This window comes from Parabacteroides sp. PM6-13 (genome assembly GCF_029892605.1).
Taxonomy (GTDB): Bacteria; Bacteroidota; Bacteroidia; order Bacteroidales; family Tannerellaceae; genus QVMG01.
The window spans coordinates 229847-253471 of the sequence record NZ_JARXWF010000003.1 but is presented as its reverse complement, the minus strand read 5'-3'; the positions used below and the strand labels follow the sequence as shown (position 1 = coordinate 253471).

Genomic DNA, 23625 nt, shown 5'->3' with positions numbered 1-23625 from the left:
AAGTATATACACGTATATATGAATGGGGGGATAGCCGTAGATCCGGCATAATCATGTTACGGAGAGTGCTTGTTATAAGCTCTCTCCGTTTTTTTTAGATTTATTCAACAGAGGAGAAGCATCAGAAGCCCCAATGCTCGCCTTTGATCGTATAGGTGTCTGCTTCGCGCTTCTTTTCACCGCTGTAATTCCATTCGATCTGATCCTCATAGGTTTCGCCCCGGCGGGTTGCCACCGCTTTCAACACATTCACGCCATCGTGTAGGGTAACTTCATCGAAAACATAATGCACCTCGGTATAGCCCTGTCGGATGCCCGTCAATGCCACCCCGTTCAGGTAGACCGTAGGAGTGCCGATATTGGAATAGACCGTGACAGAGGTGATCTTTTTCTCGCGGTCGGGGTTACGGCGTTGTGTCAGGTAAAGCACCGGTTCTTCGCTCCAGTTCGCTTTATACCAGAAATAGGAGTCTTTCTTTATCTTGCGATCGAAGGTAACCAGCCCTTTCATATTGCGGGCGGGCACTCCTCCCCGCTCCCACATAGGCACGGCGAAGTCAAACGTATTCCATAGATAAGAGGCCAGGATGTAGGGGTGGTTTGCTATCACACTCCAATGGTATTCGTGCGTCTTGGTCTGGAAGGTCTCGGGGTAAAACTCTTTGGTCCAGTTGAGCGATTCGCCCAGGTATTCCGTTTGATGAGTGATGTTGGCATCCGCCCCATATTCTGTAAGCATGAGCTTCTGATGCGGATAGTTCTTTTCCAAGCCCTCGACCCAAGGTTCGATGTCCTGCAATCGCTTTTCATACCAGCCAAAATAGCGATTCATCCCTTGTATATCAGCCACCATATTGACCGGATGATCCATATGCCCGTAACCATTGACCGAAACGGTATAACGATCGGGGTCTTCTGTTTTAGCCAAGTCATGAAGCGATTGGGTCAACTCGCGGGTGTATTCATGCGGGCGATACACTTCGTTATGCAATCCCCACACATAAATAGAAGGGTGATTGAAGTTCTGACGGATCATCTCACGCAACTGGTTCCGGGCATTCTCTGCCTCCTGTCCGGTGACACGGTTCACGAAAGGTATTTCCGCCCAGATGATCAATCCCAAGGTATCACAGCGGGAATAGAGATATTTCGACTGCTGATAGTGGGCAAAACGTACGGTGGTCGCTCCCAGGTCCATAATCGTTGCCAGGTCAGCGTCATGGTGTTCGTTCTGCAAAGCACTGCCTAATCCCCACCAATCCTGATGACGGCAGACACCATACATGGGATATTTCTCGCCGTTCAGGAAGAAGCCTTCGCCTGCTCTGGCTTCGTAATGACGCAACCCCAGCGGTTCAACCACTTCGTCGATCACTTTTCCTTCCTGAATCAGCTGGCTAACCACCTTATAGAGATAAGGATCTTTACGTCCATGCCACAGATGAGGATTTTTGATAGTAAACGAAGAGGTAAAGCTGCGGATGCCTTGCGGAGAGAGATCGAAAGACTGAGTATGCGTCTTGATCAATTTGCCCGATTGGTCGTAGATTGTGTTTTTCAATGTAACGGGCGCTGGTTGCAGAGTGCCGTTATCGAGTTTGACCTTCACCTCAACCTCTGCCTGTTTGCGCGAAACGTTCTTCTGCGTGATATAGACACCCGAAGAGGCGTTGTCGGTTACGCAGATGGCATACGGATCGGTAGCCACCAGCCAGACCGGACGATAGATTCCGCCATAGACACCAAACAGGTGGTGATTGACCGGAATCACGTCGGGACGCGCTTTGTTATCGGCCTTCACCATAATCTCATTTTCTTCTCCCGCTTTGAGCAACTTAGTGATCTCGCAGGCAAAAGCAGAATAGCCGCCTTTGTGTTCAGTGGCCAGTTCACCGTTTACATACACTTCCGCACAGGCACCGACACCTTCAAAGTGCAGAAACAATCGTTTCCCTTCCCAGGCTTCGGGCAATCGATAGGTTTTCTTATAATAGCCGACTCCTTCATAGAAGTTGGCCGCTGCCACCTGCATATCCTTGGCGTTCCAGGTGTGTGGCAGATGCACCGGCTGCCATCCGGCGTTCCAGGTACGGACGTTTACACTCAACTCGGTCGTTGCGGGAGCCTTTTTGAACGACCATCCATTATTGAACGGTTCGACCACGCGTCCCTGGGCGGAAAGAGTTGTCACAAAGAATAATCCGGCAAGGAGACTATTCAGCATTCGTTTGATCATAGTTTTGACATTTTAGATGTGTTTATCATACAAAGCTACGGCGACGAACGATTATTCGCAGAGAAAAACATCTCAAAACAGGATAGATTCATCTCATTTTGAAAACTATTCTTATCTTTGTCTATAGAAAACGCCCAAACTATCATACTATGAACAAGCTCTTTATGCCTTATCTCCTGGCTCTTTTTCTATTATTTAGCTTCCCTGCGCGAGGGAGCATGAATTTCTTCTTCTCCCATCTTGGAGTCGAGAATGGATTGTCGCAAGTATCCGTCAGGCGCATCTTCCAGGACGCGGATGGTTACCTTTGGTTTGGCACCCGCGACGGTCTGAATAAGTATAACGGATACGAGTTTAAAGTGTATCGAAATGTGATTAACGACTCGCTCTCTTTATCCGATAGCTATATCCAAGCCATTGCACAAGACAAGAATAAGAACATATGGGTGGCTACCAGCTATGGTTTCAACTGCATCGACTACGTATCGGGGGAGATCACCCGCTTTCTGCCTTCGGATATCAACCCGGAGAACCCGTACAAATCGACCAGCCACCTCCTTTCGCATACCAATGGAGCGCTTTATCTTTTCTCTTATTCTCACATCTACCGCTGTCATTCCGACAAAACAGCCGATTACTTCATGCATCTACCTGAAATAGGCTCGACCATAACCGCTGTCTCACAGGATGCCAACGGAGATATTTATATCGGAACAAGTACGGAAGGTGTTTTTATTTATACGGAAGACTGGACGTTGCGCGAGCAATGGCTACCGGAGTCGGGGAACAACACCACTCTGCCCGCCAACAACATTACCCAGATCTCCTTCGACCGGGAATACATCTGGCTGGCAAGCGAAGAGAGTGGCTTATGCCGATACCACCGGGAAACGAAAACATTCATTCATTACACCAAGCAGAACTCCGGCTTGGGCAACGACCGGGTGCGTTCGCTTGTCTTCCTCAATCCGGATTCGCTATTGATAGGCACCTTCAGCGGGTTATATATCTTTGATAAAATCAACGATCAGATTTCATCCGTTTATATGAACATCGAAGGCCAGGGCGGGCTGAGTCACTACTCCATTCACTCCATGTTCGTCGATAAAGACCAAACACTATGGATCGGAACCTACTCGGCCGGCATCAATTATTACAGTGTATACCACAAATCCATTTATTATATCACCCCCAGTGAATATGCGGGCATTATGGGATTGGGGCAGGAAGACAAAAACGGCAATATGTGGTTTGCCACAGAAGGTGCCGGCCTGCTTTTCTATGAGCCCCGCACACGCAAGCAGCAACTATATCCGATTGTCGATCCGGAAGAGGGGAACTACGAATTGAACATCATCAAATCCATCCGGATTGAAGACGATATTATTTATTGCGGCACGCACTTTGGTTCTGTCTATGTCTTCTCCATACGCACCGGGAAATATACCCTCCTCTTCGATTCGAAAGAGAATGATATCTTCACCCTGTATGTCGACAGCAAAAAAAACTTGTGGATCCCGACAAACAACAACAGCCATCTGGTGATGATCGACAGGAAAGGTCGTAGAACAAATGAATTTGTAGCAAACGGTCATAAGCAGTCGTTTCCGTATGTGACCACCATTATGGAGTTGCAGCCCGAGGTATTCCTCTTCGGCACCCTTCGGGGGGAGATTTACCTGTATGACAGAAAACAACAAACGCTCGAAACATTAAACGAAAAGCTCCCGCCGTTAGGCAAGTACGACCGACTGGGCACCATCTCCTCCTTTGTCCGGGATTCCGATAGGATATGGATAGCCACGACAAAGGGGGGCTTGTTCAAATTAGACCGGCAGTTCTCCTTCGTCAAACACTACCAACGGGAAGAGGGCCTCACGAGCAGCAACATCACCTCCCTTGTATTGGATAACAACCAAGAGCTTTGGGTGGCCAGCGGGAGTGATATTTTCCGGTTGAACAAGAACGACGACCTGTTCTATCCCGTCAAGTCAGCGTCGGTGCCCACACAGGAATTCTCCATCCATGCCGGATCGGTCTCCTCCGACGGAACCATCTATTTCCCGGCAAGCAAAGGCATATTGGCTTTCAACCCGCAACAGATCAAACAAAACCCGACCATTCCGCCGATCTATATTACCTCCTTAGTGACGAATAACCATGAAGACATTATTCATCAACTGAAAAGAACCCATCCGAAGGCCAACCACCCGACCGACTATTCCATTACGCTCCAAGCCTGGCAAAACAACATAGCCATTACCTATTCCGCCTTGAACTACATACACCCGGAAAGTAACCAATACATGTACAAACTGGAAGGAGCGGACAACGACTGGCATATGGTTGGCAACCGACGGGAGGCCTATTACAGCAAACTTCGATCGGGCAGCTACACTTTCCGCGTTCGGGCATCCAATAATGACGGTATATGGAACCCACATGAAACCGTTTTGCATATTCTAGTTAAACCTCCTTTATACAGAAGTTGGTGGGCCTACAGCCTATACGCCTTGCTTTTATTGGTTGCCGCTATGTTAACCTATCGATATCAACACCGACGGCATGAACGCGAACGGGAGATGCGTTTCAAACAAAAAGAGCAAGAGAGGATGAAAGAGTTGCATGAAGAACGCATCCGTATGTTCACCAATTTTGCTCATGAGCTTCGCACACCCCTGACGCTTATCATCAACCCTTTGGAAGAGCTCTTGCAATACCCATCCTTCTCTCCGGAGGTAAAACAATCCTTGCTTCTGATGAATAAAAACAGTAAAAGAATGCTTCTCCTGGTCAACAACCTAATGGACATACAAAAATACGAAGCCGGGAAAAGCATGCTGAATAAGACAAAGATCAACTTGTCTGCCTTTATCCGTGAAATATATCTCTCATTCGAAGCTGTTGCCAACAAGAGAAACATTCGTTTCATACTGGAGAACAATCTCCCCGACACCTTTTATGCCACGTATGACGAGATCGAAATCGAAAAGGTCTTCTATAACCTATTGTCAAACGCATTCAAATTCACCCCCTCCGGTGAAAGTGTCTATTTGCGCATCTCGCAAACAAGCCGGATCGGGAAACCGGTTGTGCCGTCGGAAAGCAAAAAGATAAAACAAGAAATCAACGAAAAAGATTATATTTTGATAGAGGTGATCGACACCGGAAAGGGCTTTACACAAGAAGAAGGAAAAAAGATATTTGAACCCTTCTACCGGTTTCAGAACGACCTACACCAGCAGTCACCTGGAACAGGTATCGGATTGAGCCTCACCCGGTCGATCATCAATCAACACGGAGGATATATCTGGGCAGATAGTTCCGAAAACACAGGCAGTCGCTTTATCATTCTTCTGCCCGATACAGACAATCAGAGTTCCCTACCCGAAGAGGAGGTCGCCGTTCTTCAGTCGAACACACAGACACAGAAAAAAATCAACCTCTTGCTCGACAAAGTGGAAACGATGCAAAAACAATCGATCTTGCTTGTCGACGACAATCCGGAAATCCTCCAGTACATGAAGCTTCAATTGGAAGACGACTACAAGATCCTACTCGCCACAAACGGAAAAGAGGCACTCGCCGCCTTGGAGAAAATGCCTGATTTGGTGATAAGCGACGTCATTATGCCCGAAATGAGCGGAATAGAATTATGCAAGCAGATCAAAACAACAGAGATCTACAAGCAGATTCCTATTATTTTATTAACGGCCAAATCGATGACCTCCCAGATTGAAGAGGGACTTGAAGCCGGGGCGGACGACTATATCGTCAAGCCTTTCCAGATCACCTTAATGAAAGCTCGGATCAAAAACCTATTGAAAAACCGCAGTCTCCACGCGGAGAAGCCTACGCTATCGAACACCTTGGCTCATATAAAAATTGACGCCACGACAGAGAAAAACAATTTCCTCAGCCAGTATGTCGATTTTGTGAAGGCTAATATATCCAACCAGGAATTGGATATATCGATGATATACGAATCATTAGGCATGAGCCGAGCGAACTTCTACCGAAAAGTAAAATCAGCCACCGGCCTTTCCCCCATCGATCTGATACGTAATATCCGGTTGGAGGTCGGCGCACAACTGCTCAGAGATACCGATATGAATATATCCGAAGTAGCTCAAAAGGTCGGGTTCAGCAGCCGTTCCTATTTCGCCAAGAACTTCAAAGCGCTATACGGCATCTCTCCTTCTGAATATCAGGAGAAATACAAAAAGAATGAATAAAAATCGTTGGAAGAAAGCGTCACACTCTCTATAGGTGACATCCGGGCAAAACGCTTCAGAGAAGCACCGGATCACAGGGGATCATAAACCAGAACTCGGATCCTTCACCCCATTGCGAATGAACACCGATCTCGCCACCGAGGTGTTCCACGATCGACTGACAGATAGACAATCCCAGTCCGTTACCTTGAATAAAGGAATCGAATTTAGAGAAACGGTCGAACACCTGTTTTTGATGTTCGCTGTCGATTCCCTTTCCGGTATCCTTCACAAAGAAACGCAGACCGCCTTCTACATAGCTAAATCCCATCGTAATGGAGCCCTGGGTGGTGAATTTAATAGCGTTACTAAGAAAGTTGGAGACAACCTGTGTCAGGCGATTTTTGTCCGAATAGATCAGACAGAGTCGATCGGGGAGCAACGTAACGAGCTCGACACCCTCTTTGACCTTTTCCCGATAAACCTTTTCCAGGGTATGAAACAGCGAGGCCACCTCAAAACCGGAATAGATAAAGTCCAATTCATTGGCTTCGATCTTAGATATATCGAGAATATCACTGATGAGTTGCAACAGCAACTCATTGTTCGCCTCAATAATCTCATAATAGCTTTCCTGCTCCTGACGGTCATCAGCCTGCATCATCAACTGAGAGAATCCAACGATGGCATTGAGCGGAGTGCGTATTTCATGACTCATATTAGCCAGGAAGGCACTCTTCATACGATTGGAACGTTCGGCTTTTTCGCGTAATTCAATCAGTTCGTCGGTCATCTTTATGTTCGTAATATCGCGTCTAACGCCCATAATCATAGAGACATTGCCGTTTGCATCACGCTCGGTAACGGAAGCCGTATAGGCAAACCAGCGTACCCCCTCTCCCTCTTCTTCCTCACCGGTCAGACGTATTTCGAAATGAACAATCTTCTCCTTGCCATTGATCAATGCCTCTATTGCTTTATCCAACAGGACACGATCGTCGTGGTGAATAAAGTTACGAATAACCTCGAATGTATACTCCTTGGCTTCAAAAGCCTGGGGATTGATTGAGGTAATCTTCCCATCGAAAAGATCATATTCCCAGGGGATGATTTGGGAGGAGTTAAGCAACAATTCGAGCTTCGACTTGGCATCGATCAATTCTTTTTGCTGAAGTATCTCTTCCGTAATATTCTTCTCTGTACCGATCACGCGCGGAGGCACTCCCTCTTTTTCAGCTTTCTGGCTGATAACATAGGCCTCGTACCATTGGTAACCGGCTTCTTGGGTCATAAAGCGGTAGACATGCTTACTCTTCTCTACCTTCCCCGACAGAAGGGCATTCATCTTCTTGGAGTAGCTATCCACATCATCAGGATGAAGCAGCGCCTGTATCTCTTCCAGGCTCTTCCCGTCTTTCGAAAGAGTTGTTCCATAAAGGGTTTTGAATTGCCGACTGGGAAAATCATAATACCAGGCAGAGACATTGCCTGCTTCGAGCGCTAACGCCAACGCATCTTTCGTTTTACCCAACTCAAACTCCCGTTTCTGTATATCGGTGGTCTCCACCGTCACCGCCATCAGGTATTCTTTGCCGTCGGAGTTGGCAAAACAGCTCTTGGTGGTCACCTCCCATCGCTCCGGCAATCCGGTTTCTGCATTCAGAGAGACACGCTCAAAGGAGACAGGTTGTCCATTAGCCACGACCTTCTCATCTTCTGCATAATAAATTGCAGCACGTGGGTCATTGCTCTCCAGTTCGTTCTTACCCAATTCGAAAACCACCTTATCGCCAAAGAAATCGAGCAGGTGATGGTTAAAGAATACAAAGCGAAATTCATTGGTAATCTCTTTCACCAACAAGCCAACCGGCAGATTATCCACAATCGACTGAAAAAAATCTTTTAAGCGATTGACCTCTTTACGGGCGGCGATATGCTTGGTTTCATCGTGGGTAAAACAAATCACGTAGTTATTTACAAACGGAACGGTAGTCGCTTCGAAGTAATAGACCCCGGTCTCATTTTTCATTTCGTATTCAAACTGAAACGTTTCTCCCGTACCGGCCGTCTTCACAACATATTCCGTAATCTTATCAGCGGAATCACGCAAAGCGGGACTGATCTGCGCCATATCAAAAATTGACGCACCAATATACAGTGATACATCGCCCTCGAAAAGCCGATTTTTATAAGGATTGAGGATATTAATAATTTTCAGATCGGAATCGTAGATAATAGCCGTATCAGGGATGGAATGTAGCAGTTGACTCATCCAAGTGTTAGTCGTTTGAGCATCTTCCCTTTGTTGACGCCGGTATCTGCGAAAAACATAAGCCACATACCCCAACAGCAGTATGAGGAGCAAACAAAACAAGGAAAAGAACGGATGTTCCTGTATAAAAATTGTCATGACCTGCGCAATATTCGTATCGTTGCTTCTTTTACTTGTTTAATCTGACACACGGTCTCGTACACCGTATATCATATCGTCTATACACCTCCGCAAATTTATCAAAAAAAGCGGGATAAGACTTATTCATAACAAATAAATCAAATAATTGTTCGCATTCGCAAAGAGGTATACAGAAGAGTAGCGATAGTTTGCAAGTAAAATTCATTAGTTTTGTATCCTATCTAAAATTAAAAAAACAACCAGTATGAAGAATCTTACCACATGCCTATGCCTTTCTCTCCTTTTCGGAATGACCATGTCGCTTAGTGCGCAACAGAAAGACTGGGCAAAATTCAGTCGTTATGCGGAGGCCAATAAAGAGGTGACAGTTTCACCCCAAGTAGTATTTATGGGAAATTCCATTACCGAAGGATGGGTACGGGAAGACCCGGCCTTTTTCACAGCGAACAACTATGCCGGACGGGGCATCAGCGGACAGACCACCTCTGAGATGCTGGTACGTTTTCGTCCGGATGTGATCGATCTACATCCGCAAATAGTAGTCATCCTGGCCGGCACAAACGATATCGCGCAAAACAACGGCTACATATCTCACAAACATATCTTAGGCAATATCATATCCATGGTTGAATTAGCGAAAGTCAACCAAATAACACCCGTATTGTGTTCCGTCCTGCCGGCTACCCGTTTCGGGTGGCGCCCGGAGATAGAACCGGCCAAGTTGATCGTCGAGCTAAATGAGATGATTAAGGCTTATGCCGAACAAAACGGATTATTGTATGTCGATTATTACTCCTCCCTGACAGACGAAAAGGGCGGACTGCCCACCCAATACGCAACCGATGGGGTACACCCTAACCTGGAGGCTTACCGAATTATGGAACGCCTTGTGCAAGAAGCACTAAAGAAGGTGATCCGATAAACCTCCTCCGATTGATAACTTCGACTTCCCTATAAAAAAACCGAAAAATAGCCCTGTGGCTATTTTCCGGTTTGGGAACGTATAGTAAGGTTTTACTTGTGTACTCTTATTGAGCTACCTGTTCTCGCTCGTCTGCCAATGTCTGCAGATAGTCAATAAAGCGATCAGACATCCAGTCGCCTTCATATTTCTTTCCATTCAGAAAAAAGGTTGGGGTCGTGTCCACACCATGCTGCAACCCTGACTCATAATCCCTGTTTACCTTATGAAAATAGGGATCTTCACCAAAACGCATTTCAAAACGTCTCACATCCAATCCTATCTCACGCGAATACTCAACCAGACTACTGTCATCCAACTGATCCTGGTGTTCGAAAAGAGCATCGTGCATTTCCCAAAATTTACCTTGTCCGCCAGCCGTCTCAGAGGCAATAGCCGCGTGCACTGCATGCGCATGCAACTTTTGTAATGGGAAATGACGGAATACGATAGTCAAACGATCTCCCATGATTCTCTTTGCCTCGCGCAACACATTACTAGCACGCTTACAATAAGGACATTGGAAATCAGCATATTCAATCAACACTACCGGAGCGTTTAAGTCACCCAATACATGGTCGTTGGCAATAACATCAATACTCATACTTTTTTCTATTTTTGTCTTAATCGGTTTTATCGTTATTTTATACACATGCAAAGTAAACCTTTATTCATTCGCCTAAATAGTTATTAATGAGAATACTTTGAGGAAAATTTCCCCAACCGACAAAATATTTACGATTCTACATTTTAGAAAAAAGCCAGGTCATGTCGTTGTCATCAAATTAAGCACGCAGGAGTATTTGTTGGCCGAGCATGGTCGACCAGTTGGCTGAGCACTGTCGACCAATTGACTGACTAAGCTCGACCAGTTGGCTGAGCATGGTCAGCCAACAAATTGCCCTTCGTCTTTGAACAATTTTGTGGAACATTGCAAAATGTGTAGTTGGACAGAGAGGGGCTGAGTAGTTACGAATAAATGCTCAACGCTGAGAACCTCCCGATATAAATATTTTTTAACACCTCATTTCGCAAAGCTAAAGTGTAGTTTTGCTTATATTGTGCCTATCAATAGTTGGAGAGGTCCGATGATATACCGCTCCTACATAAAAAGAAGCAATGAAACCTATTCTTACAACCGATCAGCAAGAAGCTTTATCCAGGATCAAGTCATTCCTAAATGATTCGAAGCAGCAAGTTTTTATTCTCAAAGGCGCAGCCGGATCGGGAAAGACAACATTGATCCGAGAAATCATCCAGTTCTTGCAAGCAGAGAAAAAACTATTTAAGCTATTCGCACCCACTGGGCGTGCAGCAAAAATTCTCCGAGACAAAACCGGTTTTGGAACCACGATACATAGGGGAATCTATGATTTTGACAGACTGGAATCCAAACAGGTGGAGAATCCTGACGTTTCCCTAAAAACATTTCATTACTACTATCCATTGATTCCACGATCTGATAGTAAAATTGTGATTGTAGATGAAGCATCTATGATTTCAGATGTCGTGACCAAAAATGAACTCTTCACTTTCGGATCTGGTCAATTATTAACCGATTTGATTGAATTTGCCTATTTATCAAACAACGAATCAAAACTAATCTTTATCGGAGATGACGCCCAGTTACCTCCTGTCACAGATACAAGTTCACGAGCCTTGGATGAAAACTATTTTTTAGAAAAAAATATTGCGGTTGAGTCAGCTCTTCTACAAACAGTTTTCCGTCAACAAGATCAAAGTGAAATATTACAGCAGGCGAATGCTATTCGTGAAATTCTGAAAAAACCTTCCGCAGAGAGGAATAAATTCATCATCACTCCCGGCGGTCAAATAACGGAAATTTTACCCGAACAAATTGCAACGGACTACGTGTCGCATTTTCCGATACCGGAAGTAGGGAATGGTGTTGTCATCACCTACTCAAACGCTATGGCATCCACCTATAATAGAGCTGTTAGAGAAAAAATATTTCCACAAAACGAAGAGGTGGTTCCCGGAGATATTGTTTTGATAAACAATAACAATTATTCATCCTACGACATCGAGTTGTATAATGGAGATATGGCTAAAGTAGTCGATGTCTCAACACAAACAGAGACTCGGAAGGTTCCGGTCTACGACAAAATCAGTAAAGAGAGAATAATAATAACTCTTGTCTTTAGGGATATTAAGATTAGGCTTCCCCATTATGACAATGAAATCAGTTGTAAGATTATTGATTCTTTGATAGATTCCCCTGTGCGAGATTTGGATACGAATGAAATGAAAGCGCTTTACATCGATTTCTGCATACGCTTCAACGAGGAACAAAAACAGACTGTAGAAAACGGACGATTACCCTTTAAAGAAGGTTCTGACGAGTTTAAAAAGAAAATAAAAAGAGATCCTTATATCAATGCCTTGAAAGTGAAATATGGATATGCCATCACCTGCCACAAGGCACAAGGGGGAGAGTGGGATATGGTTTATGTGGATTACGCTGGCAGAGCCGCTCTTTTCGATGATGCTTTGCGTTGGTGTTACACTGCTACAACAAGAGCCAGAAATAAACTAATAGGGGCTAATTTGCCTCATATTGATGGTCTCCAAAGCTTGTCGTTTACGCCTATACTCACTGCTTCAACAGTGAGTGATGCCTATTATCAGGATTCTACTTTTTATTCCACGCCTTATCATGCCGAGAATACCCCTATCGCTAAACGTTTGAAATATTGCGAAATCTTAGAAAAACTGGAAGGTACTCCTTTTAAGATACACACAATAGAATCGTTCGAGTATAACGAAAGATACACTTTCTCTTATGAATCAAAACACATTCAGATAGACTTATACCATAAGAAGTCGGGGATATTTAATGATGTTGTCGTGTTGGCAAATGACACGGATGATGTAAAGAGGCTAAAAGAGCTACTGAATGAACCTTGTCATTTATATATTCCTTTGTCCTATCAGCCTTCGACAGATCTGTTTCGTTCGCTCTATCAGAAAATAGACTCTGCCTGTGCCGACTTGTCTGTTCAAATCACCAATGTGATTGAATATCCTTCGAATTATTATGTGATGTATTTCTTTCGAACAAGCGGAAAGTTCTCTTACATACAGTTTTATTATAAAAACCAAAAAGGCTTTACCATAGCGAATCCCAAATCAGATATAGGAGAGAAAGATATAAAACTTCAAAAATTAATCGAACTATTAAAGTGCTAAAGTTATGCCGGGAAAAGAGATCAAAGAATTACGACAATCAGGGCAATTGGAAAAAGCGCTTGAACTTGCTCTTGCTGAGTATAGACAAGAACCCGACAACATTTGGACAAAGCGAAATCTCAGTTGGGTCTATTATGAATACGCCAAATCAAATTGTGCAACAGCTACCTTGCAGGCTTTTTGCGAAAACTTGCAGGCATTAGCCGAATTACAGCTGCCTGAAGACGAGAAATTGCTTTTTGACAACATCGGTTGGCTGATGGTAAAAATGGGCTTTGCTTTGATGAAAGAGAGAGAATTACAACCGGAGGAAAAGGAACAATTGTTTGTTGCCGTAAAAGCATTTCACTTTTCCAAACCATCTCAAGTCTATTCTTCTCTATTTAATCTGTTTCACAAAATATATAAAGATACTGACAATTATCTGACTTTCGCCGACTGGTGGGGCTTTGAGAATTTTCGACCCGAAGATTATGCAGAAGAGAAAATGCCAAATGGCAAACCGATGATAGCCTTAGTTGAACAAGCCTATATCAGCTATGCGAAACTTTTATTACCAAGACAGAATATATCGGGGGGAATAGCATTCAACAAAGAGAGAGCAACTGCTTTCTTGTCAAAGATGGAGGAATTAGAAAAGAATCATCCCGAATATCAATATCCCTCTTTTTATAGAGCGAAACTATTGTTGGCATTGGGCGATCAAAACAATGTATTGTCTGCCATACTTCCTTTTGCAAAAAAGAAACAAAATGCTTTTTGGGTCTGGCAGATTCTCTCGGAGGCTTTTCCTTCGGAAGGTGACATACAATTTGCTTGCTATTGTAAAGGACTGCTTTGTCCTGCACCCGATGAGATGACTGTTAATCTAAGAACCCAGATAGTGCCCTTGCTTATCGAGAGAAAAATGTGGAACGAGGCACGAACCGAGATTGATAAAATAATAGAAGTACGTAAATCGAAAAATTGGAAAATATCCGACAGCTTACTCTCCTATCAACGTTCCGAGTGGTATCGATCTGCAAGCAGAAAACGAGATAATAAATTCATATACAAAGAGTATGCACCAACAGCTGAAGCGATTCTTTTTCGTGACATTCCAGAAGAGAATGTAATGGTATCTCATCTGAATCCGGATAAGAAAATGCTGAATTTTATTACCTCTGATGGCAGGAATGGCTTTTTCAAGTATGATCGATTTCTTAAAAAAGTAGCTATTGGGGATATTCTGAGAGTTCGATTTCAAAAGAGAGAAGAGAGTGGTTTCTGTCAGTTGGCAACTCTTTCGAAGGGCGAAGATGAAATACTCCACAAGCAGTATATAAAACACTTTAAGGGCAAGATTCGAATATCCAAAACAAATAAGTTCGGATTTGTGGAAGATGTCTTTATCATGGCAAACTTATGTGAGAAATACACTCTCTCAGATGCTGACTTGGTTGAAGGTGAAGCCATCAAATCCTTCGACAAAAAGAAAAAGCAATGGGGATGGAGAGCCTACATAATCCATTCCTAAGAGGCGCTTATTCGCATTTTCTTCGCATAAAATAAGAATAATTGCCAACTTGGGATTATCTTTGCCGATGATACAGATAATGGGCATTCTATCGACAAAAATAGAGAGCCGTCAATAAGTAATAAATACACCATTAATAATATGTATAGAACAAAAACATGTGGAGAACTTCGCCTGTCGGATGAAGGACAGGAAGTGACATTGGCCGGTTGGGTACAACGGACCCGGAAAATGGGTGGAATGACATTTGTCGATATTCGTGACCGTTATGGCATCACCCAGTTGGTGTTTAATCAGGAGAATGATGCTGCACTTTGTGAGCAATCCAACAAATTGGGACGCGAATATGTGATCCAGGCAACCGGAACCGTGCGCGAGCGCTCGAGCAAAAACCCGCAGATACCTACGGGTGAGATCGAGGTGATCGCTTCGACGTTGACGGTATTGAACCGGGCGGCCACGCCTCCTTTTACGATTGAAGACGAAACCGATGGCGGAGACGATATCCGCATGAAATATCGCTACTTGGATTTGCGCCGCAATACGGTGCGCGCCAACCTGGAGCTGCGTCATAAGATGGCATTCGAAGTGCGTCGTTACCTTGACGAACATGGTTTCCTGGAGGTAGAAACGCCCGTATTGGTAAACTCCACACCGGAAGGAGCGCGCGACTTTGTTGTGCCTTCCCGTATGAATCCCGGACAGTTTTATGCCTTGCCGCAATCGCCGCAAACGCTGAAACAGTTGTTGATGGTATCCGGATTCGACCGTTATTTCCAGATCGTGAAATGTTTCCGCGACGAAGACCTGCGTGCCGACCGTCAGCCGGAATTTACGCAGATCGACTGCGAGATGAGCTTTGTCGACCAAGAGGATGTGTTAACCCTTTTCGAAGGGATGTCGAAACATCTGTTCAAGGTTATCCGGGGCGTGGAGATAAACGAGCCTTTCCAACGTATGTCGTGGCATGATGCGATGAGATTGTATGGAAGCGACAAGCCTGACTTGCGCTTTGACATGCAGTTTGTGGAACTGATGGATATCCTGAAAGGACATGGCTTCGCGGTGTTCGATGATGCCGCCTATGTGGGGGGTATCTGTGCTACGGGTGCTGCCAGCTATACGCGCAAGCAGCTCGACGCATTGACCGACTTCGTGAAGCGTCCGCAGATCGGTGCCAAGGGCATGGTGTATGCCCGCGTGGAGGCCGACGGGAATGTGAAGTCGAGTGTGGATAAATTCTATACGCAGGAGGTGTTGCAGGAGATGAAAAAAGCCTTCAACGCTCAGCCGGGCGACCTGATATTGATCCTTTCGGGCGACGATGTGATGAAGACGCGCAAGCAATTGTGTGAGCTTCGCCTCGAAGTGGCCGGTCAGTTAGGCTTGCGCGATAAGAATAAGTTTGTATGCCTCTGGATCGTCGACTTCCCCTTGTTTGAATGGAGCGAGGAAGATCAGCGCCTGTATGCGATGCACCATCCGTTTACCTCGCCGAAGAAAGAGGATATTCCTTTGTTGGAGACCGACCCGGCTGCGGCACGTGCCAATGCGTACGACATGGTCATCAACGGTGTGGAAGTAGGAGGTGGCTCTATTCGTATTTACGATAGCGAGTTGCAGAACAAGATGTTCCAACTCTTGGGCTTTACCCGCGAGAAAGCGGAAGAACAATTCGGCTTCCTGATGAACGCCTTTAAGTTTGGAGCGCCTCCGCATGGCGGATTGGCTTACGGCTTAGACCGTTGGGTGTCGTTGTTCGCCGGTTTGGATTCTATCCGTGACTGCATCGCTTTCCCCAAAAACAATTCCGGTCGCGACGTGATGCTCGACGCGCCTACGCCGATCGACCAGGCTCAGCTTGACGAGTTGTTTTTGAAAGTGGAGCTGCCGGAAGAATAATAAAAAATAATAACAAAAAGAAAAGGTGATATAATAAGGACAAACAAAGGCGAACTATTTATAGCCTTTGTTTGTTGAATAACCTTAAAACCTATTTTATATTTAAACAAAATGAAATCTATGTGTAAGAAAGTATGGAGTTTATTTATGATCCTTTCCTTAACGTTGGGATTGTTTGCGTGTGATGATGACAGTGTGGTAAATGCCTATATCGAACCGGAACAGAAGGAGTATACGATCGGTGCCGATGGTGGGGTAGTTTACGTGAAGTTTGAATCAAATGGCATGAATAAAGCCTATGTAGAAAACTGCGACTGGATCATATTGGATAATTTGATGGCATCAACAAAAGCAGATTTGCCAACAAGTGTTCAGACAGTACAATTCACAGTTTTTTCGAATGAGGGAAGCGAGCCTCGCACGGGTATAGTAAAGGGGGTTTGCTTCGGCAAAGAGGCCGTAGTAAAAATAATACAAGCAGGTAAAAAATAAACATGATAAAGATTAAGGATATTCTTCGTGAGATTGAGCTGTTTGCTCCACTTCCTCTGCAAGAGGACTTCGACAATGCCGGTGTGCAGGTTGGCGATGTGAATCAAATAGCTACCGGAGCATTGCTCTGTTTGGATGTCACGGAGGAGGTTCTTGATGAAGCGATTGAACGGGAATGTAATTTAATTATATCCCATCATCCGCTGGCCTTTAAGCCTTTTAAGTCACTGCGCGGTGCCACCTATATAGAGCGCTGTATGATAAAGGCCTGCAAACACGACCTGGTGATATACGCCGCTCATACCAACCTGGATAATGCCCAGGGAGGGGTCAACTACCGATTGGCGGAAATGATTGGTCTGGAGAATATCCGCATCTTGAGTCCGCAGAAAGGGAGTCTTTTGAAACTGGTCACTTTCGTTCCTACGCCTTACGCTGATATGGTGCGTAACACCTTGTTTCAGGCGGGTGCAGGCCATGTTGGCAACTACGATTCCACCAGCTTCAACCTCTACGGAGACGGTACCTACCGCGCCCAGGAAGGAGCCAACCCTTTTGTAGGGGAGATAGGCAAAGTGCATTACGAGAATGAGACACGCATCGAAACCGTATTACCAGCCTATAAGAAGATGGCAGTGACGCGCGCCCTGCGCTCGGTGCATCCCTACGAAGAGCCTGTGTTCGATTTCTATTCGTTAGAGAACACCTGGGAGCAGGCCGGATCAGGCGTGGTAGGAGAACTACCCGAAGAGGAAGACGAATATTTCTTCCTGCGACGTATAAAGGACCTATTCAATGTAGCCTGTGTCAAACATTCGCCCCTAATCCATAAACCGATCCGGGAGGTCGCCATCTGTGGAGGAAGCGGAGCTTTTCTGATCAAGGATGCTATCGCCTATGGGGCTGACGTCTTCATTACCGGCGAAGCCAAATACAACGACTTCTACGATGTGGAAGACCGAATCTTACTGGCAGTGATCGGGCATTATGAATCAGAGGTCTGTACAAAAGAGATCTTTTTTGATTTGATATCCAAAAAATTCCCTACCTTTGCACTTCATTTATCGAATGTTAATTCAAACCCAGTAAAATATTTATAGCATGGCTAAAGAGAAACAATCAGCTGAAAAGGAATATACAGTTGAAGAGAAGCTTTCTACGCTGTATCAACTTCAGACGATGGTGACTGAAATTGATAAGATTAAAACACTTCGTGGTGAGTTGCCCTTGGAAGTGCAGGACCTGGAAGATGAAATTGCCGGATTGGAAACGCGCTTAAGCAACTACCAAACGGATGTAAAAGAATACGACCAGTCGGTTATAGCCCAAAAGAACAAAATAGCCGATTCTACCGCTTTGATTGAAAAATACAAGACACAATTAGATAATGTTCGTAACAACCGCGAATTCGACAACTTAACCAAAGAGATCGAATTCCAAGGGTTGGAGATTGAGTTTGCCGAAAAGAAAATCCGTGAATTCGGAGAGCTGGCCAACCAAAAACAGGATGAGATTGCCCAGTTAGCTGAAAACCTGGAAGGCCGTCGTGGTGACCTGGTACAGAAGCAAAACGAACTGGAAGAGATTATCTCTGAGACCAAGCAGGAAGAAGAAAAGCTGCGTGAAAAAGCGAAAAAGCTGGAAGCCATGGTTGAACCTCGACTATTGACTGCTTTCAAACGTATCCGCAAAGGAGCACGCAACGGATTGGCAGTGGTCTATATCCAACGTGATGCCTGTGGTGGTTGCTTCAACAAAATTCCGCCCCAGAAGCAGATGGACATCAAGCTGCGCAAGAAAATTATCGTTTGCGAGTACTGCGGTCGTATCATGATCGACCCGGAACTGGCAGGAGTAGAATAAATCTATATTTGTTACAAGCGGTTCACACCTATATCCTATCCAACCGGCTTCTGCCAGAAGGAGGCCGAGTGGTGGTTGGACTCAGTGGCGGAGCCGACTCGGTGGCGCTGCTGAAAATCTTAGTGCGTTTAGGATATACCTGCTTTGCAGCTCATTGCAACTTCCATCTACGCGGGGAAGAATCGGATCGCGACGAAGCATTCTCGCACCGCTTGGCGGAAAGTTTATCCGTTCCCTTTTACAAAATCGATTTTGATACACATCAATATGCGAAAACACATTCCCTCTCTGTCGAAATGGCAGCGAGGGATTTGCGTTATAGCTGGTTTGAAGAAAAACGACAGGAGCTGAAAGCCGATGCCATTGCCGTGGCACACCACCGTGATGACAATGCGGAAACGCTCCTCATGAACCTGATCCGAGGAACCGGCATCCGGGGAATGGGCGGTATGCGTCCCCAAAACGGGCATATCATAAGACCCCTTCTGGGCATCAGCCGGGAGGAGATCGTCGCCTGGTTGGAGAGCGAACAGCAGCACTACATGACCGACCATACCAACCTGTCGGACGCCTATATGCGCAACTTCATTCGCCTGCGCATCCTTCCCCTGATGGAAGAACAAAACCCCTCCGTCCGCGAAGCGATCGCACGGACAGCCGAAAATATATCTGCCGTAGAAACAATCTATCGACAAGTGGTGGAGGAGGCGAATGAAAAGGTGTTTGTTGCCCCCCATCAACTATCGATCACCGCTTTATTGTGTTATAAAGAGCCGGAGACAATCCTCTTTGAATTGTTGCGTCCCTATCAGTTCAACCGCACACAAGTGCACGAAATCTTTTCTTCCCTGGAGAAAGAATCCGGTAAACTATTCTTCTCCTCTACCCATCGGTTATTGAAAGACAGGAAAGATCTCTTTCTGACACCTTTGAAAGAAGAAACTATTCAAAGCTCATTTCAGATCTTGTCGGAAAACGATATAATACATCTTCCTATTGAACTTTCTTTCCACCGGATTGTTTATACAACAGAGACCCGTATCGAAAAAGATAAAAATTGCGCTTGGTTTGATGCCGATAAGGTTCATTTTCCCCTGGAATTACGCCGCTGGCAAACGGGCGATTGGTTTATCCCTTTCGGCATGACCGGCAAGCAAAAACTAAGCGATTATTTCTCCAATAATAAATACAGCCGATTTGAAAAAGAGAATGCCTGGCTATTATGTTCCGGAAACGATGTTCTCTGGATTGTCGGAGAAAGAACGGATAATCGTTTTCGGGTGGAATCGACCACAAAACAGGTACTTAAAGTGAAAAAAAAGCAGTGAAGTAGCATGGTATTATAAAGAAAGTTTATACATTTGCACCATCTTACCACGCTGATGTATTATTAACAAATCGTTACGTTAATAAACTTCGCATTCACGAAAGATATAATTTAATTCAACGCATTTACAAAATTAATGAGATAAACATGCGCCGTGTGTGATTCCATCCGGAATAAAACATACGTTACGTCAAAAGTTATTCACTTCCCAAATTATGCAGAAATATAACATTTTAGAACTAAATGAGAAGCTTCTACCCGAACTTCAATCCATTGCTACAGAGTTAGGTATTAAAAAAGTCAGCAGTTTTAAGAAAGAAGAGCTGATTTATCGCATCTTAGACGAACAAGCGATCTCTTTAGCCGGTATCCAAGTAGAGAAAGAAAAGGAAAAAGAGGCGAAGAAGGTAGAGAATCTGGCCAAAAAGAAAGCACAGAAAAAAACCGCAGCCAAAGCGGCCAAAACGGAGAAGCAAGAGGGCGACCAGTCTTCAGAGAAGAAAGAAAAAACGCCAAAGAAAGCAGTCGTAGCCACAGAACAGCCTGCACCTAAAAAGGGTGCAGAGCAGCCAAAAGTCGTTACCAAACCGACCCCCGTGGAACAACCGACGAAGGCCGAAGCTGCTGCGACAGAAGAGCTCCCGCAACCGGAAAAGAAAAAACGGGTGCGGATAGAGAAGAAAGAGAAAGTAGCGGCTGCCGTTATGCCGGGCAACCCGGATGCGGAACCGGTATTAATCAAAAACGATACACCGTCGGCAAAGACGACTCCTTCGGTAGAGAAAGAACCGGAAGTCGCGCAAATGCCCAAGGCGGAAGCGAGTCGGCCGGAACCCAAAAAGGTGTTGCCCCCGGTGGTAGCGGAAACAACAGGCGAAACACCTGCCGCTCCTGAGAAAAAAGAGGAACTACCGGTAGCGGAAGAGGCCAATAAAACAGAAGAGAAAGAAGATAACAAGCGGGTTGTATTCCGTCATCCGGATGCCAAATCCCTGCTCGACCAGATATTCCCTTTTTCTTCTACAACTCCGAAAGCAGAGCCTAAAAAGCAACAGGACGAGAAACAAGAATCGAAACCGGTGCAACAGGCGAATCAAAACAAACCCACTCCCCGACAGAATAACCAACAAAAAAATAACGCTCCACAACAACCTCAGGAAAAAGCCTATGAATTCGATGGTATCCTGACCGGAACAGGTGTATTGGAAATGATGCCCGATGGATACGGATTCCTGCGTTCGTCAGACTATAACTACCTCACTTCACCGGACGATATCTATGTATCACAGTCGCAGATCAAACTGTTTGGACTGCGTACCGGCGACGTGGTAGAAGGGCCGATTCGTCCTCCCAAAGAGGGCGAGAAATATTTCCCGCTGGTAAAGGTTGACCGCATCAACGGACGTACGCCCGAAGAGGTGCGCGACCGTGTACCTTTTGACCACCTGACACCTCTCTTCCCGGATGAGAAGTTTATGCTGACAGCTCGCCGCACGCCGAAGGTATACGACAAAACAGCTGTGCGTGTGGTCGATCTATTCTCTCCGATCGGTAAGGGGCAGCGCGGACTGATCGTTGCCCAACCAAAGACAGGTAAGACGATGTTGCTTAAGGACATTGCCAATGCGATTGCAGCTAACCACCCGGAAGTATATATGATCATCCTGTTGATCGACGAACGTCCGGAGGAGGTAACCGATATGGCACGTAGTGTCGACGCGGAAGTGATCGCGTCTACGTTCGACGAGCCGGCTGACCGTCACGTAAAAATTGCAGACATCGTGTTGAATAAAGCCAAACGAATGGTGGAATGTGGACACGACGTAGTGATCCTGCTCGACTCGATTACCCGCTTGGCACGTGCATATAACACCGTACAACCGGCATCAGGTAAAGTACTCTCCGGAGGTGTTGACGCCAATGCCCTGCAGAAACCCAAGCGTTTCTTCGGTGCGGCTCGTAACATCGAGAATGGTGGTAGCTTAACGATCCTGGCTACGGCACTGACCGAGACAGGTTCAAAAATGGACGATGTGATCTTTGAAGAATTTAAGGGAACCGGTAATATGGAGCTTCAGCTCGACCGCAAGCTCTCTAACAAACGCATCTACCCGGCTGTCGATATCATTGCCTCCAGCACCCGTCGCGACGACCTGTTGCAAGACGACGCTACCGTCAATCGCATGTGGATCCTTCGCAGATATCTTGGGGATATGAACTCGATCGAAGCCATGGAATTTGTGAAGAAGCGTATGGAGAATACCTCCGACAATATGGAATTCCTTGCTTCTATGAATGGATAATTCCGGATAGAGATTCTATTATATATATAACAAAGCCCGCAGATCAAATAATATCTGCGGGCTTTGTTTTGTTATATCACATCAGCACGATCGAAACACCTACTCCTCTATTCCGGTTTGATTCGAAACACAAAGCCGGAGGCTGTTTCTCCTTTTCCACCCTGGGTCGTACAAAACAAGTAGGCCGGCTTGCCGTCTATCATAAGCAGTTGCGGACGTTCAAACCGCCCATATCGACTGAGGTGTTTAGGGGCAGGCGGTTGTTCAAAATAATGCTCTGCTCCGAACCAGGCAATCTGAGGATCCCCCCAGTTGAGTCCATCCGCCGATTCAAAATAGAGCCCTACCGTATGATCATAAAAACCCATATCGCGCATCAGCATCTTATAGACACCCGCTTCATACCAGATATAGGCATCTTCCACCTGCCGGTTCTCCCCGTAAGAGGAGAAGTCGACTACCGGATTCTTCTCATAACGGCGATAAGGACCTATGATATGATTCGCCATGGCCACCCCGTATTTCCGGTTGCCGGAGATGCCATTGATCCGTTGATTCAGGTATTCCTCTTTGTTACATGATTTATAATAGAGCCAGTATTCACCATTGGGATGTGGCAGAAAAGCGGGATTGGTCGTTATGTAATCGTCCCACTCCCCCGATTCCCCGGGCATCAATAATGGCTCTTCACATCTTTCCCAAGGTCCCCAGGGGGAATCGGCCACCGCATACCCGATCCGCTTGGTGCCAAACTTACCATCGGAGGTACCCATATAGAAGAGCCAGTAACGCCCATCAACCTTGTAGATACTCGGATTATGACAGGTCGTGGCATCAAAATAGCCCGGACGAGGGGCCAATACCGTCGACACATAGCGATAGGGGCCTTCCGGCTGATCAGCCACCGCGTGAGCAATCTCGCAACGACCGATCCAGCCACTCATCCCATATCGCTTTTCCCAACGTGAATAGAAGACATGTACCTTGTTGTCATCTCCCATAATAGGCGCGCAACACCAAACATACAAACTATCATCCTCCAGGATCCGTCCGACCGGTTCCAGCCGATCAGCAAAGGAGGAGATTGCCTCCCGGGGATAGTTTGCCGACAGGTCAACCGTTTGTGCCGACGCGGCAGACATCCCCAACAGAAGGCATAATCCTCCATATAGAAAAAGCTTCATACCC

14 protein-coding genes are annotated in these 23625 nt (G+C 45.6%); 10 read left to right on the top strand and 4 right to left on the bottom strand.

From position 1 onward, the window contains the following. Positions 1-121: 121 nt before the first annotated feature. The gene (locus tag M2134_RS04525; RefSeq protein WP_280749867.1) at positions 122-2236 is read right to left on the bottom strand and encodes a glycoside hydrolase family 2 TIM barrel-domain containing protein; all 2115 of its coding nucleotides are present in this window, start codon (positions 2234-2236) and stop codon (positions 122-124) included. Between the two features lie 149 nt (positions 2237-2385). On the opposite strand from M2134_RS04525, the gene M2134_RS04520 reads away from it, so the two are divergent. Then, positions 2386-6471, top strand: coding sequence for a hybrid sensor histidine kinase/response regulator transcription factor (locus M2134_RS04520; RefSeq protein ID WP_280749866.1), 4086 nt, complete (start codon positions 2386-2388; stop codon positions 6469-6471). 55 nt (positions 6472-6526) lie between these two features. On the opposite strand, the gene M2134_RS04515 is transcribed toward M2134_RS04520, so the two are convergent. Further along, positions 6527-8722, bottom strand: coding sequence for an ATP-binding protein (locus tag M2134_RS04515; protein ID WP_280749865.1), 2196 nt, complete (start codon positions 8720-8722; stop codon positions 6527-6529). 385 nt (positions 8723-9107) lie between these two features. Between M2134_RS04515 and M2134_RS04510 the strand changes: the two genes are divergently transcribed. Next, a complete protein-coding gene (locus M2134_RS04510) occupies positions 9108-9785 on the top strand; it encodes an SGNH/GDSL hydrolase family protein (RefSeq protein WP_280749864.1) in 678 nt (225 codons plus the stop codon). A 106-nt stretch (positions 9786-9891) separates the two neighbouring features. Here M2134_RS04510 and M2134_RS04505 read toward each other — a convergent pair whose 3' ends face one another. Further along, positions 9892-10428, bottom strand: a complete 537-nt coding sequence (locus M2134_RS04505) for a DsbA family protein (RefSeq protein ID WP_280749863.1) — start codon at positions 10426-10428, stop codon at positions 9892-9894. 515 nt (positions 10429-10943) lie between these two features. On the opposite strand from M2134_RS04505, the gene M2134_RS04500 reads away from it, so the two are divergent. From M2134_RS04500 to rho, 8 genes are all read left to right on the top strand, one after another. Further along, positions 10944-13034, top strand: coding sequence for an AAA family ATPase (locus tag M2134_RS04500; protein WP_280749862.1), 2091 nt, complete (start codon positions 10944-10946; stop codon positions 13032-13034). A 4-nt stretch (positions 13035-13038) separates the two neighbouring features. After that, positions 13039-14550, top strand: a complete 1512-nt coding sequence (locus M2134_RS04495; protein WP_280749861.1) for a hypothetical protein — start codon at positions 13039-13041, stop codon at positions 14548-14550. A gap of 141 nt (positions 14551-14691) precedes the next feature. Beyond that, positions 14692-16452, top strand: coding sequence for an aspartate--tRNA ligase (aspS, locus tag M2134_RS04490; RefSeq protein ID WP_280749860.1), 1761 nt, complete (start codon positions 14692-14694; stop codon positions 16450-16452). A gap of 120 nt (positions 16453-16572) precedes the next feature. After that, complete coding sequence (locus M2134_RS04485) at positions 16573-16944, top strand: BACON domain-containing carbohydrate-binding protein (protein ID WP_280749859.1); 372 nt, start codon at positions 16573-16575, stop codon at positions 16942-16944. 2 nt (positions 16945-16946) lie between these two features. Further along, positions 16947-18044 (top strand): Nif3-like dinuclear metal center hexameric protein, encoded by a 1098-nt coding sequence (locus M2134_RS04480; protein WP_280749858.1) that lies wholly within the window; start codon positions 16947-16949, stop codon positions 18042-18044. Between the two features lies 1 nt (position 18045). After that, positions 18046-18807 carry a C4-type zinc ribbon domain-containing protein gene (locus tag M2134_RS04475; protein WP_280749857.1) on the top strand — a complete coding sequence of 254 codons (762 nt, stop codon included), beginning with the start codon at positions 18046-18048 and terminating at the stop codon, positions 18805-18807. A gap of 8 nt (positions 18808-18815) precedes the next feature. Then, positions 18816-20135 (top strand): tRNA lysidine(34) synthetase TilS, encoded by a 1320-nt coding sequence (tilS, locus tag M2134_RS04470; RefSeq protein ID WP_280749856.1) that lies wholly within the window; start codon positions 18816-18818, stop codon positions 20133-20135. 214 nt (positions 20136-20349) lie between these two features. Further along, complete coding sequence (gene rho / locus M2134_RS04465) at positions 20350-22437, top strand: transcription termination factor Rho (RefSeq protein WP_280749855.1); 2088 nt, start codon at positions 20350-20352, stop codon at positions 22435-22437. Positions 22438-22544: 107 nt separating this feature from the next. Here rho and M2134_RS04460 read toward each other — a convergent pair whose 3' ends face one another. Next, complete coding sequence (locus M2134_RS04460) at positions 22545-23621, bottom strand: glycoside hydrolase family protein (protein WP_280749854.1); 1077 nt, start codon at positions 23619-23621, stop codon at positions 22545-22547. Positions 23622-23625: the final 4 nt, after the last annotated feature.

Coding starts and splice junctions, on each gene's coding strand:
- M2134_RS04510 (WP_280749864.1), top strand. CDS start 9,108: ATGAAGAATCTTACCACATGCCTATGCCTTTCTCTCCTTTTCGGAATG.
- M2134_RS04500 (WP_280749862.1), top strand. CDS start 10,944: ATGAAACCTATTCTTACAACCGATCAGCAAGAAGCTTTATCCAGGATC.
- M2134_RS04475 (WP_280749857.1), top strand. CDS start 18,046: ATGGCTAAAGAGAAACAATCAGCTGAAAAGGAATATACAGTTGAAGAG.
- M2134_RS04515 (WP_280749865.1), bottom strand. CDS start 8,722: ATGAGTCAACTGCTACATTCCATCCCTGATACGGCTATTATCTACGAT.
- M2134_RS04460 (WP_280749854.1), bottom strand. CDS start 23,621: ATGAAGCTTTTTCTATATGGAGGATTATGCCTTCTGTTGGGGATGTCT.
- M2134_RS04480 (WP_280749858.1), top strand. CDS start 16,947: ATGATAAAGATTAAGGATATTCTTCGTGAGATTGAGCTGTTTGCTCCA.
- aspS (WP_280749860.1), top strand. CDS start 14,692: ATGTATAGAACAAAAACATGTGGAGAACTTCGCCTGTCGGATGAAGGA.
- M2134_RS04505 (WP_280749863.1), bottom strand. CDS start 10,428: ATGAGTATTGATGTTATTGCCAACGACCATGTATTGGGTGACTTAAAC.
- M2134_RS04485 (WP_280749859.1), top strand. CDS start 16,573: ATGTGTAAGAAAGTATGGAGTTTATTTATGATCCTTTCCTTAACGTTG.
- M2134_RS04520 (WP_280749866.1), top strand. CDS start 2,386: ATGAACAAGCTCTTTATGCCTTATCTCCTGGCTCTTTTTCTATTATTT.
- rho (WP_280749855.1), top strand. CDS start 20,350: ATGCAGAAATATAACATTTTAGAACTAAATGAGAAGCTTCTACCCGAA.
- M2134_RS04525 (WP_280749867.1), bottom strand. CDS start 2,236: ATGATCAAACGAATGCTGAATAGTCTCCTTGCCGGATTATTCTTTGTG.
- M2134_RS04495 (WP_280749861.1), top strand. CDS start 13,039: ATGCCGGGAAAAGAGATCAAAGAATTACGACAATCAGGGCAATTGGAA.